Raw genomic sequence first — 15,984 nt, forward strand, 5'->3', positions numbered from 1 at the left:
GGCAAACACATCCTGAGATTAGTGATCAAAGACAATAAAGTTGTTGGAGAAGAAAGATTACTTGCTGATCAAAACCAGCGTTTCAGATCAACAATGCAAGGTAAAGATGGTGCGCTTTATGCGATTACCGATGAAGGAAGGTTTTACAGAATAGCTAAAAAGTAAAAAGAAAAGCGACTCATTGAAAAATGAGTTAATTAACTGAGCAATTTTAATGTGCTGAATAAAATGAAAAACGGCAATTTTCTAATTGGAAATTGCCGTTTTTTCATTTATTGATATCTGCTTAAATTCGATATATCTTGATTTAGGATTTTGAATCTGTATAAATGTACATATTTCTCATAAGAGCCCCTGATCAACCTTTTCAACATCTTTATCCATCGCATAACAATAAATAATTCCCTGGTACTTGGAAGTTTACAGTAACGCATCAACTACAATTTATTAAACTGAATTTATTCCGCTCATAGCCGCGGAGGCCTAGTCCTTTTTCTTCAGGAAAAAAGGACCAAAACCCCGCCGCTGCGTCTGCTGCTTCGAAAGTCAGTATTAAGGCATGGCTTACCTCTACCGCACCAGCCAAGGCGGAAAAAAAGTTAACGGAGAGATACTACTTTGGCCATATGACGCTCTTAGTCCCTAAAACATTTTATCTAAAAATGAATGCCTGTTCAAAACATTACAGATTTTTACCTTTTCACCCCGCTTCTTTCAATTCATTATGTTCCAAACCTTAATTTTTTAAATAAAATTGAGCATATTTATTTTTCAATCGCATACAACATTCATGAGATCATTTATCCTTAATTTCAAATCAGCATTCCTTGGCTTAATTCTATTCCCTTTACTCACAATAGCTCAGGAGAATGATTTTAAAAGTTATACCCAAAACCTTGAAGGAACTGACCTGAAGTTTGACATGGTTGCTATTCCGGGTGGAAGTTTTAATATGGGCAGTCCGATGAATGAAGCTGGCCGGCGCCCGGATGAAGGTCCGCAGCACCAGGTAAAGATCAGTCCCTTCTGGATCGGAAAGCATGAAGTTACCTGGGACTTTTTTGAACCCTTCGTTTACAAAAACCAGGAAATCAGCCGCAGTAAAGTACCTCTAAAACAACAGGTGGATGCCTTAACCCGTCCGACAAAACCCTATGTGGATATGACCTGGGGCATGGGTAAAGAAGGTTTCCCTGCGATTGGCATGACTCAATACGCTGCGATACAATTCTGCAAATGGCTTTATGCCAGAACAGGAGAATTTTACCGCCTTCCAACTGAAGCTGAATGGGAATATGCCTGCAGGGCAGGAACCAATGGTGCCTATTCACACCCTGCCGAATCAAAACTTGAGGACTATGCCTGGTATAAGGCTAACAGCGGCAACAAAACCCAGCCGGTAGGAAGCAAAAAACCTAATCCCTGGGGTCTCTTTGATATGCATGGAAATGTCACAGAGTGGACTTATGACCAGTATAAACCTGACACTTATTCAAAATTTGCCGGTGCAATTGCTCAGGATCCGGTAATTCCTTTTGAGACTTTATATCCAAATTCTGTACGCGGAGGATCATATGAAGACCCGGCGACAGATCTGCGTTCCGCAAGCCGTAGAGGATCACAAGCTGAGTGGAAACAAATCGACCCACAGATCCCAAAAAGTAACTGGTGGTTAACCGGAGGGACATTTGTTGGTATAAGGGTGGTACGCCCCCTTATACCACCTTCTAAGGAAGAAATTGAAGCATATTACAATCGTGAACCAATAGCTGACTTTTAATTCAAATTATTCATAACATGAAGAACGAAATTTCTAAAACTAAACACAGGAGAGATTTTCTAAAAACCTCAGCCATCCTTACCGGTGGTGCATTATTGAGTGGAATTCCACTGGCAGGAGCCTATGCAAGCGGATCCGACGTTATTAAAGTTGCCCTAATTGGCTGCGGAAGCCGCGGAACGGGAGCTGCATTTCAGGCCCTCAGTACGAAGTTCAATCTAAAGATTGTAGCCATGGCGGATGCCTTTCCCGATAAACTTGAGAAAAGCTACCAAACCCTATTGACAAAATTCGGAGCTGAGAAAATCAGTGTTCCGGCTGATAAAAAGTTTGTTGGCTTCGATGGTTATATCGCAGCCATGCAGGATGCTGATGTAGTGATGCTTTGTACTCCTCCGGGATTCAGACCAGCACATTTTGCAGAAGCAGTAAAACAAAATAAACAAATCTTCATGGAGAAACCGGTTGCAACCGATTCGCCGGGGATCCGAAGTGTATTGGCGACTGCTGAAGAAGCAAAACGCAAAAAACTGAATGTGGTTGTCGGGCTTCAACGCCATTATCAGAAAAATTATCGCGAAATCATCGACAGAGTACATCAGGGAGGAATTGGAGATGTTATTTCAGGACAAGTGTACTGGAACAGCGGTGGGGTTTGGGTGAATCCACGCCAGCCGAATCAAACTGAGATGGAATATCAAATGAGAAACTGGTATTATTTCAACTGGCTTTGCGGCGATCATATTGTTGAACAGCATGTTCATAACATCGACGTAGCTAACTGGGTAAAAAATAAATATCCTGTTTCAGCTTATGGCGCAGGTGGTCGTTTTTTAAGGACCGGAAAAGATTATGGAGAGATCTATGACAGTCACTCTGTTGAGTTCGTTTATGATGATGGCAGCGTGATCTCAAGCCAGTGCCGCCACTATACCGGTGGTGCGAACCGGGTTGATGAATCCTTTCAGGGGACTAAAGGCAAGGTATTCCTTGATTCAAGTAATATTGGTAAGATCTGGGATCATAAAGGAAAAGTGCTGGTAAATTACGAAGGGAAAGGCGATGCCAATCCATATCAGACCGAGCACGATGAATTATTCGCAGCCATTACTGCCGGCCAGTTCAAGTTTTCGGATGCAGAAAATGCTGCAAAAAGTACCATGACCGCAATTCTGGGTCGCTATGCATCCTATTCTGGCAATGTGGTTAAATGGGATGAGGCATTGAATTCGGAGATCAGTCTGATGCCTGAACGCCTTGCATGGGATGCCCTGCCTAAAGTTTTACCAAACTTCGACGGCACCTATCCTTATGCAATTCCGGGAGTAACAAAAGTGGTCTGAGAAGCTAAAAAATAAATACTATGAAACGAAGTGAATTCCTAAAAAGCAGTGTCATGCTCGGTTTAGGTGCTACTGCCGCCAGCTCAACTCTTGCAGCAGCTATGCCCAAAGCTAACAGGGCAGAAAAAACCTTTAATCTGGATTATGCACCGCATGCCGGTATGTTTGCTGCCCATGCCGGAGAAAATTTTATCGATCAGATCAAATTCATGCACGACCAGGGTTTTAGAAGCATTGAGGACAATGGTTTAATGAAACGCCCTGTAGCTTTGCAGGAAGAGATAGGAAATACCCTGGCAAAACTCAACATGACTATGGGAGTTTTCGTTATTGATAAAGGCGGAAACGGTGCAAATACACTCGCTGCAGGCAAAAAAGAATACATCGACATCTTCTTAAACGGATGCCGTCAGGCAGTTGATGTAGCCAAGCGGGTTAACGCAAAATGGGCAACAGTAGTTCCCGGTGATTTTGAACGCACGCTGCCTATCGGCATACAAACCGGAAATGTGATCGAGGCATTGAGACGCGGGGCCGAAATTCTGGAGCCGCATGGATTAATTATGGTGCTTGAGCCGCTCAGCGATACCCCTAACCTTTTCCTGCGTCATTCCGACCAAACCCATCTGATCTGTAAAGGTGTAAATAGTCCTTCCTGTAAGATCCTGTATGATATTTACCATATGCAGAAAAATGAAGGCAATCTGATCACAAACATGGAGAAATGCTGGGATGAAATCGCCTACATTCAGATCGGTGATAACCCTGGAAGAAAAGAACCGGGAACCGGCGAGATTAATTACCGGAATGTCTTCAAATACATTGACAGTAAAGGTTTTAAGGGGGTTCTTGGTATGGAGCACGGAAATGCAATGCCAGGTAAAGAAGGAGAACTCGCATTGATCAAAGCTTATCGGGAAGCTGATAAGTTTAAGTAAGCTGTTTGGATTTTAAATCTTTAAGGGTAAGATAGAGATGCTTTTCCTTTATGCTGCTAAGGTTTATCATTTGAAAAACTGCTGTTCTGCAATCTTTAATGGTAGCCCCGCTTTGCGCTCATACTGCACAGGCCTTAAGCACAGGCCGGTATCCGCTGCAATCGGGTTTAAGAACCAAAGGCAGTATTTAAAAACCCAATCAGCCCAATTAAAGATGGACTTATAAAGCTGAAAATTCTGATGAACCTGTCCTGCTTTGTGGGACGGGTTCATTTATTTAAAGAACCAAGCTTACAATCAATCCACTTTTAAGATCGTTCCCTGAATCGATCTTGTGCCATTATCCTTATTAAAATAATAAACAACCAGAACCCGCTTCTTATCCAACTGAACCGGCCAGGTATAGCCGAGATCCCCACTCCCGCCATCCTCACGCAGAATAATCTCGGGAGCAGATTTAAAATCAGTACATTCTTCATTCAGAATCCGTGCCCGGATTCCAAAAGGCTTGTGGCGGTAGCCATAGGTGATCAGTACCCGCTTATCCGGAAGGCGGAGTGCATTCAAAGGATGACCCTTTAATCCCATACCCTCCCATTTACCGAAAGTTTTGCCTCCATCAGTAGAACGGGCAATACAAGCCTGATCTTCATAGCCTGCAGTTCTGAGGAATGCGAGAATATCCCCTTTGGGAGTTTCATAAACCGAAGTTTCATTAAACGAAATTTTATCGTCAACAGCTACCGGAGCCGAATAATTCCAGGTCATACCCTTATCGTCAGAATTGATCAGATGAACAGAGGTCTTTCCGGGAGCATGGCTTGCAGCAACTGCCCAGAAGATTCTTCCGCTCTTGCCTTCATAAAGGGCACCACGGTTGTAGGCCGGAACGGGATTACCCATCGGATTAATATTAATTTCTGGTTCAATATGAGGAGGATAGATCGGCTCCTCCCAGTGCCTTCCGCCATCTTTTGAACGTACCAGATAGCCCCCTAGAAACACTGCTCCCCCGGCAAGGAAATAAGGTTTTTTAAGATTTGCCATACCATCAGACCTGAGAAAGGCCCAGCCATAACTCGTACACAATAAGGTGCCGTCACGCAATTGAAGTAAACAAGGATCCTGAGATCCGCCAAATGGGTGAGCATAAATAAGTTCCGGATTCTTCGACCAGTTTTCTCCATCTTTTGACCTTAATGAAACCAGATAACTGTTTGGATCAACATGATTGGTATGATCCTCCCCAAATACTTTACGATCGGGCGCACGTCTGAAGGCCAGGAGCAATTCTCCATTCGGGCGTTTTACAATGGATGGAAATGAGGAATAGAATTGAGGGTCTTCATAGATCATAATGTCTTTGACCTTTTGAACTCCGGGGATGCTATCCTTTATGAATGCCTGATCCGGGAAATTGGCTATGCTATTGTTGACAAAGCCCTGGACAATAACACTAATTGCCAATGCCGTTAATATTCTTATTTTCTTCATAATGAGGTTTTGAAAAAGGAGACTATCCCCTCCAGCCATTTTGAAGAGACACAGCTTTTTCAGAGAACAAGTTAATAGAAAGATAAGGGAAAATAACTAAGTAATCATATGAATTGGCAATAATAGTAAGGAGATTGCTTCTCCCCCCTGGGCTGATCCCAATGACAACCCACCCTACCCAAAAACCGTAAAAGCCAAAAAAACCAATGGTATAGCAAGAATCATCATCATAATAAACCAGGATTCTTTATGCGCAAAATTTAAGGTCCAGCCGATACCTATACGCTTTTCAATCCATATAGAAGGATCACCCGGATTGAAATAAATAATGCCCCATTTCCAAAACTCATCATTCTGCCTGTTGAAATCATCCATAGTTGTCTCTTGCTTAAATAATTTCTAATAGTTCTTGTAGGTAACAAAACAATTTCTTGTTTGCTTCTATCCCCTAAATTACTGATATTCAGAAAACTTTGCAAAAAATCAGATTCAATACCTAATCTTAAATCTATGTCAATTCATACCCAAAGATTATTAAAACAATTTAATCGAAAAGCCCTGAGAATTATACTCGTCATTCTATTCGGAACTTTTCTTACTTCCTGCGGCAAATCAGACTTTGATAATTTAGCTGTTAAAGGTCTTAAAGAACCTGTCGAAATAATTCGGGATGAATGGGGCGTGAATCATATCTATGCAAAAAATCAGCATGATTTGTTCTTTGCACAGGGTTATGCTGCAGCCAAAGACCGCCTCTTTCAATTCGAAATATGGAGAAGACAGGCAACCGGCACTATTGCAGAAATCCTCGGGGAACGGGAAATCAAGCGGGATATAGGTTCCCGACTATTTAAATTCAGAGGGGATATGAAGCAGGAAATGAATCATTATCATAAAGATGGTGAAGAGATCATTACTGCCTATAGCGACGGTGTGAATGCCTACATCGAAGAGATTCTTAAAACACCCGAAAAACTGCCCATAGAATTCAAATTATTAAATATTAAACCCGGCAAATGGACACCTGAAGTGGTGATCTCCCGGCATCAGGGTCTTTTAGGGAATATCGGTGCTGAACTAAAGACTGGCCGTGCTGTAGCCCGTCTGGGTTCTGAAACAGTAAAAGAGCTTTCCTCTTTCCATCCACAGGTTCCTGATATAGATCTGGATCCGGCAATCAATAAAGAATTATTGTTTGATGATATTCTGGAATTGTATGATGCTTTCCGGGCGACTGTAAAATTCGAACCCGAAGATATTCAACCTGAATATCGCGGAGATAAAAAAGAGACAGCCAGTCTGAATATGCTCCCGCCGGATGAATCCATGGAAGATAAACTATCTATAGGCAGCAATAACTGGGTTGTTGGAGCCGATAAAATGGCCGATGGAGCTGCCTTTATGGCCAATGACCCTCACCGTACTATTTCTGTTCCATCACTTCGTTACATGAGTCACCTGGTCGCGCCGGGATGGAATGTGGTGGGTGGCGGAGAGCCCGAAATTCCGGGTATTTCAATTGGCCATAATGAATACGGTGCATGGGGTTTAACCATTTTCGGTACAGATAGTGAGGATCTGTATGTTTACGATTTGAACCCAGATAATCTGCGTCAGTATAAATACCAGGGGAAATGGGAGGATATGAAAGTGATTCAGGAAACAATTAAAGTAAAAGGAAAATCTGATGTATCAGTTGATTTGCTTTATACCCGTCATGGTCCGGTAAGCTATGTCGACAGTCTGAACAAAAAGGCCTATGCAGTCCGCTGCGGATGGCTGGAACCTGGTGCAGCACCCTATCTGGCTTCATTGAGAATGGATCAGGCGAAAAGCTGGGAAGAATTCCGCGAGGCATGCTCTTACAGTCATATCCCAAGTCTGAATATGGTATGGGCTGATAAGCAGGGAAATATTGGCTGGCAGGTAGTTGGTTATCAGCCGATTCGAAAAAAATCCAGCGGGCTGGTACCTGTCCCGGGTGATGGTCGCTTTGAATGGGAAGGCCGTTTACCAATTAAAGAGCGTCCGCATACTTATAATCCTGCCAAAGGCTTTTTTGCAACTGCCAATCAGAATCTGACCCCTGAGAGTTTTAACCGCTGGGATGCTACCGGCTTTGCCTGGGCAGATCCCTACCGCGGAAACCGCATCAATGAGGTTTTGGGTACGGACAAAAAACTGACAATGGATGATATGAAAGCCCTGCAGGTTGATTATCTTTCCATCCCGGCGAGAACAATTACCCCCCTACTTGACAAATTGATGTTTTCAGAAAGAAATGCAAATGATGCAAGAGAAATGCTGAAAAACTGGGATTTTAAACTCAATCCGAATTCCATTGAAGCTGCAATCTATGTTGCATGGGAAAATCAGATTAAATCACAGGCCTCTGAACGATTTATTCCCACATCTGCCAAAGGACTTATCACGTTACAGACTAAAAAAATAGTGGATTGGATCATGAACCCTGATGAGAAGTTTGGCAGTGATCCCATCGCTGGAAGAAATCAGTTTATATACAAAACTTTTATGGCCGGACTTGATGATTTGCATGAAAAACTAGGCTCTGATATGAGCAAATGGCAATACGGACAAGCAAAATATAAACACAGCTATATGGCCCATGCATTGGGACATCTCGTAAAAGATAGCATAAAGGCCAGATTAGACCTCGGTCCCCTGCCCCGTGGCGGTTATGGCGATACTCCTGGCTCAACCAGTGGAAATTTACGTCAGAGTGCCGGTGCTTCCTTTCGCATCATCGTAAACACCGGCGATTGGGATGCTGCAGTAGCGACTAATGGTCCCGGGCAATCAGGTGATCCTGCAAGTCCTTTTTACAGAAATCTTTTTGAGCCATGGGCCAAAGACCAGCATTTCCCGATTTATTATTCCAGGGATAAGATTGAGAAAGTAAGCGTAAGTAAGACGCTTCTGAAACCGGAATAAAACCTCTTTATCATTTACAAAGGACAAGCTATCAGAAATGAGCTTGTCCTTTTTGTATATAAATAATGTCATTCCTTGTTTCATTTGTAATTTGGCATCTTAAAATTTAAAAACCCTATGGATATCGTACAAAATGTCAATTCATTAAACATTGATCTTGAAAATTTACCTAAACCGGGCGGTTCTTATACTGCTGTCAATACTCGCGGCAATATTGCTTATGTTGCGATCCAGTTTCCGATAAAGAATGGACAGCTTCAGCATGCCGGACGTTTGGGTGATCAGATCAGCACGGAACAGGGCTATGAAGCTGCAGGAATCTGTGCAAGGAATATCATCGGCCAGATTCAAAAATTCATCGGATTTGAAAATGTTGAAGGCCTCAATCATCTCGATATTTATTTTCAGAATGCTGAGAACTGGAATGATGGTCCGGCTGTTGCCAACGGGGCCTCTGATCTCTTTAATGAAGTGTTGGGAGAAGCCGGAAAACATACCCGGACAATAATCGGGGTGCATTCCCTTTCCAGAAATTCCTGCATTTCAATTACCAGTTCCTTCACTTTAAAATCTGATTAATTGGAATTTTGAGAGCCATTGGCTACATTTAATTTAACCTGATATATCTCTGATAAATAGCTTGTTTGGGCATTGAATAATAAAAAGAATATGAGAAATTTCATTATTGCATGCATTTTCTTCCTATTTGCTTCCTGCGGACAAAATGCAGAACAACAGGGGCCGGCGGATCAGATCAAATTTGTGAATTATGTCAAATTCATCCGGGATGCAGTTAACTCATCAGATGAGAATAAAGCCAATCGAAGTGCCCAGCTCGACAATGGAGTACTTTTAACTAAAGCCTATGTAAAAGATAGTCTGTCCTTAAAATTTGAATCCTGGCAGGCAACACTGGTTGAAATCATCGAAAAACCAGGCGCTATTGAAGTTAATTTCAGTATTCCTCTAGATCCTTCTAATAAATCCGCCCAGAAGTCGATTATTTTAAGCAGCATGCTCGAAATAAGCAAAAAAGATATGATTAAGGGATTAAAAGCAGGCGATCAGGTCAAAATCACGGGAAATTTTATTGAAAAAGAAGGATTTATTGATATTGACAGCTACAGTGATTATAAGTTTTCGAAGAATGTGTTTGATAATCCGGAATTCAAGATAGAGTGGAGAATTGAGAATTGAAAATGGACAGTTGAAAATGGACTAAGCAGCTTGAGATCATAATTTGGGGTAGTAAATAACATAGTGAGTTGTACATATGAAACCTAATAAGAATATATCAAGGCTGAGTTTTTTAAAGAACACAGGTATTGTTGCTGCAGGATTAACCTTTCTGCCGGATCTGCTGAGTGCGGAATTGCAAAACAGCCTTTTGGGTAAGCAGGTAAGCAGAGATGGGATTTTGGATTATCAGATCATTATTCCTGTGCAGGCGAACGGGATTGAGAAGGAGGCAGCCTTCCAGCTTCAGAAATATTTATCGAAATTATCGGTAAAGGCAGTTCCAATTGCAGAAGAAGGGAAATCTGTATTTAAGAACGGTATTTACCTCGGTGAAACAGAATATGCCAAAGCCAGGCAAATCAATTTTACCCAACTACCTGAAGCAGGTTTTATCCGGAAAACTGAAGGGAATAATTTTATAATTGCCGGTGGTGCAAAAAGAGGTCTGCTTTTTGGCGTTGTTGATCTGCTTGAAGATCTGGGTTTCAGGAAATATTCTCCGGAGATGGCAACGAGTCCGAAAGCTAAGACTTTCAATCCACCCCGCGCTGATAAGCGAGTTGAGCCGAAAATCAGATACAGAACCACTTCTTACAGCCAAATGGCTGATCAGGAGTATTCAGACTGGCATAAACTTTCGTCGAGGGATGACTGGGGCTTATTCGTACATACCTTTAACACGCTGGTTCCGCAGCAGCAATATGCCCAAAGCCATCCCGAATATTATTCTCTTATTGATGGTCAAAGAAGACCGGGAACCCAGTTATGTCTGTCGAATCCCGATGTTTTAAAGCTTCTGGTCAGCAGCCTGAAAAACAAAATACAGGAAAAACCAAATTCCAGCTATTGGTCGGTTAGCCAGGATGATAACGACAGGTATTGTCAATGTGATGGTTGCAAAGCGTTGAATGAAAAATACGGAAATGTTCCAAGTGGCTCAATCATTTATTTTGTGAATCAGGTCGCACGCGAAATTCCTGATAAGATCATTTCAACCCTGGCATACTGGTATTCACGCAAGGCTCCGAAAAATATTGAGATTGAGCCCAATGTCAATATTATGCTCTGCAATATTGAAAGTACACGACAAGCGCCGGTTTATGTTACAGATCCTGCCTTTTCCCAGGACCTGAAAGATTGGGGCGCTCTTTCAAAAGATATCATCATCTGGGATTATAATATACAATTCACCAATTATATATCCCCTTTCCCAAATCTGTATACCTTAAAACCCAACATTAAATTCTATACGGATAACCGTGTCAATGCATTGTTCATGCAGGCAAACAACGAAGCAGCAGCCGAAATGGCCCTGCTCCGCTCCTACCTGATCAGCAAATTAATGTGGGATCCTGATGCAGATGATAAAGCCATTATCCATGAATTCCTGAACGGATATTTCGAAGCGGCAGCTCCATTTATACTACAATACATTGACAGCATGCAGGAATCCCTTGTAAAAAGCGGTATGGTACTAAGTATTTTCGGGGATCCAATCCATGCTAAAAATGCCTATTTGTCGGCAACGATGATGCAACAATACAAGCAGCTCTTCGATAAAGCAGAAAAAGCGGTGGCTTCAAACCCTGAATTATTAAAGCGTGTCAGAACTGCCCGTCTTCCCCTCATGTATGCCGAAATACAGATTGGCCGTACAGAGATCAATACCGACCGAAGCATGTTCCGCAAAGACAGTAACGGGCGGGTTTTACCTAAACCTGAATTTAAAACCCTGGTTAATAGTTTTGCTGATGGCTGTACCCTGAATAAGGTCAAACTGGTGCGGGAAAGAAGCGGCACACCGGAACATTATCGTTCATCCTATATGCGGGTTTTTGACAATATGGAAGGGATGAGTACAGTAAAATCATTTCAGAAAAAGATTATCCCTATCAGCAAGGCGAATCCTAAATCAAAAGCTTTAGAGAGTCTTATTGATGGCATTTTCGCCTCCTATGAATCATGGCAGGAAGCCGATCAGAACTGGGTCTATTGTACTGCGGAACACATGGATTTTATCCTTGATCTAGGAGAAGTCATGCCTGTCAATTCTGTAAACATGGATTTCCTGAATCCGCAGGCACAACCCGACTGGCATTTGTTTGCTTTACCCAAATTTGTTAGCTATACACTTTCTTCAGATGGCAAAGAATATAGCGAAGCTATTACAATCACAAACCCCCACAATCCAAACCCGCTTGAAAACCCAGGTATAATAAAAACATCGTTCCTGCCCTTTCTGGCAGAACTAAAGGCAGGCACCAAAGCCAGGTACATAAAAGTCCATGCAGAGAGTTTGTTAAAAACCCCGTCCTGGCATATCCGATCGGGACAGCCGCTTTCTATTTATACGGATCAGATTGTAGTGAGGTAAGAAGTTTCCCTTCAGGGCCTGGATTTCTGATCATCATCCTGCCGGGGTCCATTTGTTAATTTGTTAAGCCTCATGGTCAGTGTCAGCATGAAATATTGGGTCAGGCGGTTTGTGCTGATATCTGCAAAACCATTATCTGTAATATTCCTGTAAATATTATTGGCCTGGTTAAACAGATCGAAAGCTGTCAGCTTCATTGTTGCAGACCTGTCTTTCATGAAGGTTTTCTCCAATGAGGTATTGAATACAAAAGGATTCATATTGAGTGCCGCTGCATAACCACTGTTAAAGTTCTTAATGGCAGTGAAGCGCCAGATTAAGGATCTGTTTGCCAGAAAAAACACATTCGCATCCGCATCTAAAGTATAGGTATGAATTGTGATATCAGTACTAGCCGGAAGGGCATAATTGATTCTGGAATAGCGATAATAGAAATTAGGACTGAACTCCAGCCATTCCCCGGGATTTATTTGCAAACCCAATCCCTGCCTGAAGCTGGATTCAGCAGCAAAGTTCCTGATATTATCCGCAAAGGAAACATTACGGTTATAAGCTGCAGTACCGCTCAGGCGAAAGGTATACTGCCGGTCGGCAAAGGCTTTTTGCCAGTTATAGTTCCCACTGTAAGAATAGGTTCCATCTGCATTCTGATATCGAATCTCCCGTTTAAAGCTGCCATATGCATCCGGTATCAATATGGTATTGGTAACCACTCTGTTATCGACTGCCGAAGCCTGTAATCTGAATAAGAAAGACGTACGTTTTTCGACATTTGAACTATTGTAATTCGCATTCAGGGTATGACTGAAAGAACTGTTCAGATTGGGATTACCTACCAGCTGACGCTGTGGATCAGACAAATCACGTACCGGCTGCAACTGGAAAAAAGTAGGTTCACTGGCCCGGTTCATATAATTAAGCTGAACATTCCGGGTACGTGAAAACCGGTGTGTATAGCGTAAGATTGGTGCCAGATAGAAATTGGAACGTCTGCTTGTTGTGCTGAGTGTTGAAGAGCTTCCCGATAATCTGGTCGGGTTAGCTGTAAAACCCAGAGCAAATTCATCGGCACTACCTTTAAAGCTATAATTTATACCCAACTGCTGTGAATTAAAACTATAATCATATTGATTACTCAGGGAATCAATCTTTCCAATCATTCCTGCAGGATTTTCCTGGCTCGCGATCCGGCTATTATCGTAGCGATTATAATTCATGTTATAACTGAACTGCAGGCTTCCTGTTTTACTAAGCGGTTCGGTATAAATAAAGCGTACCGCAGTTAAAAAAGTCCGGTTGTCAATTGTATTAAGCCGGTGATCAATAGAATCCTTTTCAAAGGCCCCTGTAAGTGCATTATAATAGCGAATATCATTCAGATTATCGTCATCAATATCAACCACATTACTTCTGGCACCCGCATTGAAGGAATAATTACGCCCCGCCTTTTTAGACCGGTGGGTATACAGAATATTACCCCCAATGCTTGGGGCATAGAATTTATTACTGCTGTTGCTTAGCTGATCCTGCCTGATTACCCCTGTTTGGAAAGCCGACCTTAACAGATCGCCTGAAGTTGTGGTAAATCCGACAGAGGGAGAAATAATAAGCATATCCATTGGGGTCATGCTGTATTCAATCCGGGCATTCAGATTATGTGCATGATTATGCGTATTGCGATCTGAATTAGTAGTTCCAAAGAGTTCACCTCTGGAACTTACATTTTGACTGAAGATATTGCTGAGGGTATTATTGTCGGTATTGTTAAAGAAATATCCGCCTGTAATGACCAGCTTCTTGCTCCACCGGTTAGTATAGGTTAAACCAAAAGAACCTAAAGTGGTGATCCCGGCACTGCCACCCGACTCATTTCCCCCTGTCCCGGCACCAAAATTACCGCTGCCGCCGGATGCATTAACAGAAGTAACAGGACTGGGTCCGCGTCCGCCAAAACCAAAACCGCCCACCTGACTCCCATTATTATTTAGATTGGCAGAGAAACCTATATTCCGCTCAGCCTGAATATGGTTTCCGAAAGCCGAAAACTGATAACGTTCCACATTCCCGCCGCCTATTGTGGCATTGGCTATTGCTCCCTTGCTTCCGGGCTTAGTGGTGATATTGATAATTGTTTCAGGTTCCCCATCCCTCACGCCTGTAAATTTTGCCTGATCTCCATAATCCTGTACTATCTGTACCTTATCAATCGCTTTTGCCGGGATGTTTTTTGTAGCTGTTTTCAGGTCGCCACCAAAGAAGTCTTTGCCATTAACCTGAACCCTGGTTACAGATTTGCCCTGAGATGTTACATTTCCGCTGCGGTCTACTTCTACGCCATCAAGTCGCTTTAACAAGTCTTCTGCGACCGCATTCTCCTTAAGTTTGAAATCGGCTGCCGTATATTCAATTGTATCCTGCCTGATGACCACACCCATCTCGCCTTTCACTACTACCTGATTCAAAGCGATTGCATCGGTTCGCATGACAATCGGCTTATCCAGCCTAATAAGATTATCGCCTTCTGCATTTAATGACCGCACAAGAACTGGCCTGTAACCAAGACTGCTTATCGAGAGTGTAAATGACGAGGTACTTACCCCTTTGAAACTAAAAATCCCATCCGTATTAGTCCGGGTAATAAGGGTATCTGCAGGCGTACTTAGAGACCTTAGCACTACCCTTGCACCGATCACTGCAGCACCTGTCGTATCTTTTACCACTCCAATTACTTCCCTGCCCGTCTGGGCATAGGCCTGAGCCAGGAAAAAAAAGCTCAGGCAAAGCAAACAGATTCTTTTGGAAATGATCATATAAATTTTCTGAACGCTGTACGTTCATTTTATTTAAAGATAGAAAGCGATTTGAGAAAGATTAATACTGAGGCCAATTGTCGCAGAATACTTACAAGGGAGTTGTTTTTTATAGTGGTAGGGGGTATCAGGTTTCAGGTATGAGGTATCAGGTATGAAGTATAGAATTTTTTAACAACTCAAAGCTGATACCTGAAACCTCGTGCCTAAAAAACCCCCTATCCGTGGAGTTTCCAGCGATTACAAAAATTGATTATTTAGCACAACTTTGATTATTAGACTCATCAGATGACTTGGAGTCATCAGATGAGTTTAATAGCTGTTGTACAGTTTAGCGCAGCGCTCTACGGATTAATAAATAAACAAGAGTCTTCAGACTCGCTAACAATTAAATAATCAGATTATTCATTATTACCAACCAGTATATTTTGTACTTAAATATGAAGTAGCGTTATTTTATCTGGGAGGAGTCAGAAGACTCCTCATCATTGGACAACCTGTAGAGCCGATTCACTTAACTCTACAGGGGGGCGCAATCCCCCATTCCAGATACTTTTCACCTCCCCCCACGCCAAAACCACCATCCCACTAAAATAACCCCCACCACCATAATTAATACATTCACCACCTTTGAACGCTTTTTTTCTAATACCCTGGACTTTAATTCCTCCACCTTTTTGCTTTCAAATTTTTCTTCATAATTCATATCCCTTTGCCTTTCTTCAAGAAGCCCCGCACTATCAATCCGGCTCATCACCCTTCTCAACTCTCCCGAAAGTTCAATCCTTTCCGCTTTGCCTTTGAATCCATGCTGAGCTGAAAAGCTAAAGGTATCGGAAGGGAATATAATGACTGAATAGTACTCATTGGCAGTGTCGGTCAGGAGGATCTTCCGTTTAGCCTCAAGCTTATCATTCCTGAAATCCTGCATCCGGATCTCAGATTGCTCTGAAGCTGAACTTTCAGATTTTTGCTTATTCAGCTTCCGGGTACTGCATGAACTGAGATTGATCAGGATCAGCAGCGTCAGAAGTATAATTACAATTGCTTTCAT

Annotated in this window: 12 protein-coding genes; 8 read left to right on the plus strand and 4 right to left on the minus strand. The window is 42.4% G+C overall.

Features of this window, described 5'->3' with window-relative positions; translation table 11 throughout:
- The first annotated feature begins 12 nt into the window (after positions 1–12).
- The 4 genes from VGE44_RS00030 (at position 13) to VGE44_RS00045 (ending at position 4,061) form a co-directional block, all read left to right on the plus strand.
- The gene (locus VGE44_RS00030) at positions 13–165 is read left to right on the plus strand and encodes a PQQ-dependent sugar dehydrogenase (protein WP_331075737.1); all 153 of its coding nucleotides are present in this window, start codon (positions 13–15) and stop codon (positions 163–165) included.
- A 625-nt stretch (positions 166–790) separates the two neighbouring features.
- Complete coding sequence (locus tag VGE44_RS00035; protein ID WP_331075726.1) at positions 791–1,780, plus strand: formylglycine-generating enzyme family protein; 990 nt, start codon at positions 791–793, stop codon at positions 1,778–1,780.
- 17 nt (positions 1,781–1,797) lie between these two features.
- On the plus strand, positions 1,798–3,123 hold the full coding sequence (locus tag VGE44_RS00040; protein ID WP_331075727.1) for a Gfo/Idh/MocA family oxidoreductase: 1,326 nt from the start codon (positions 1,798–1,800) through the stop codon (positions 3,121–3,123).
- A gap of 20 nt (positions 3,124–3,143) precedes the next feature.
- Positions 3,144–4,061, plus strand: a complete 918-nt coding sequence (locus VGE44_RS00045; RefSeq protein ID WP_331075728.1) for a hydroxypyruvate isomerase family protein — start codon at positions 3,144–3,146, stop codon at positions 4,059–4,061.
- Positions 4,062–4,358: 297 nt separating this feature from the next.
- On the opposite strand, the gene VGE44_RS00050 is transcribed toward VGE44_RS00045, so the two are convergent.
- Positions 4,359–5,555, minus strand: coding sequence for a sialidase family protein (locus VGE44_RS00050; RefSeq protein WP_331075729.1), 1,197 nt, complete (start codon positions 5,553–5,555; stop codon positions 4,359–4,361).
- Between the two features lie 174 nt (positions 5,556–5,729).
- The gene (locus VGE44_RS00055; protein ID WP_331075730.1) at positions 5,730–5,930 is read right to left on the minus strand and encodes a DUF5808 domain-containing protein; all 201 of its coding nucleotides are present in this window, start codon (positions 5,928–5,930) and stop codon (positions 5,730–5,732) included.
- 135 nt (positions 5,931–6,065) lie between these two features.
- On the opposite strand from VGE44_RS00055, the gene VGE44_RS00060 reads away from it, so the two are divergent.
- From VGE44_RS00060 to VGE44_RS00075, 4 genes are all read left to right on the plus strand, one after another.
- A complete protein-coding gene (locus VGE44_RS00060; protein WP_331075731.1) occupies positions 6,066–8,507 on the plus strand; it encodes a penicillin acylase family protein in 2,442 nt (813 codons plus the stop codon).
- A gap of 117 nt (positions 8,508–8,624) precedes the next feature.
- The gene (locus VGE44_RS00065) at positions 8,625–9,086 is read left to right on the plus strand and encodes a RidA family protein (RefSeq protein WP_331075732.1); all 462 of its coding nucleotides are present in this window, start codon (positions 8,625–8,627) and stop codon (positions 9,084–9,086) included.
- A 90-nt stretch (positions 9,087–9,176) separates the two neighbouring features.
- The gene (locus VGE44_RS00070; protein WP_331075733.1) at positions 9,177–9,704 is read left to right on the plus strand and encodes a hypothetical protein; all 528 of its coding nucleotides are present in this window, start codon (positions 9,177–9,179) and stop codon (positions 9,702–9,704) included.
- A 76-nt stretch (positions 9,705–9,780) separates the two neighbouring features.
- Positions 9,781–12,120, plus strand: a complete 2,340-nt coding sequence (locus VGE44_RS00075; protein WP_331075734.1) for a DUF4838 domain-containing protein — start codon at positions 9,781–9,783, stop codon at positions 12,118–12,120.
- Positions 12,121–12,131: 11 nt separating this feature from the next.
- Here the strand turns inward: VGE44_RS00075 and VGE44_RS00080 are convergent, their stop codons facing one another.
- Positions 12,132–14,930 carry an outer membrane beta-barrel protein gene (locus tag VGE44_RS00080; protein ID WP_331075735.1) on the minus strand — a complete coding sequence of 933 codons (2,799 nt, stop codon included), beginning with the start codon at positions 14,928–14,930 and terminating at the stop codon, positions 12,132–12,134.
- Between the two features lie 556 nt (positions 14,931–15,486).
- The coding region (locus VGE44_RS00085) for a hypothetical protein (protein ID WP_331075736.1) at positions 15,487–15,984 on the minus strand (498 nt) is incomplete at its 5' end.

This window comes from Daejeonella sp. (assembly GCF_036405355.1).
Classification (GTDB): Bacteria; Bacteroidota; Bacteroidia; order Sphingobacteriales; family Sphingobacteriaceae; genus Daejeonella.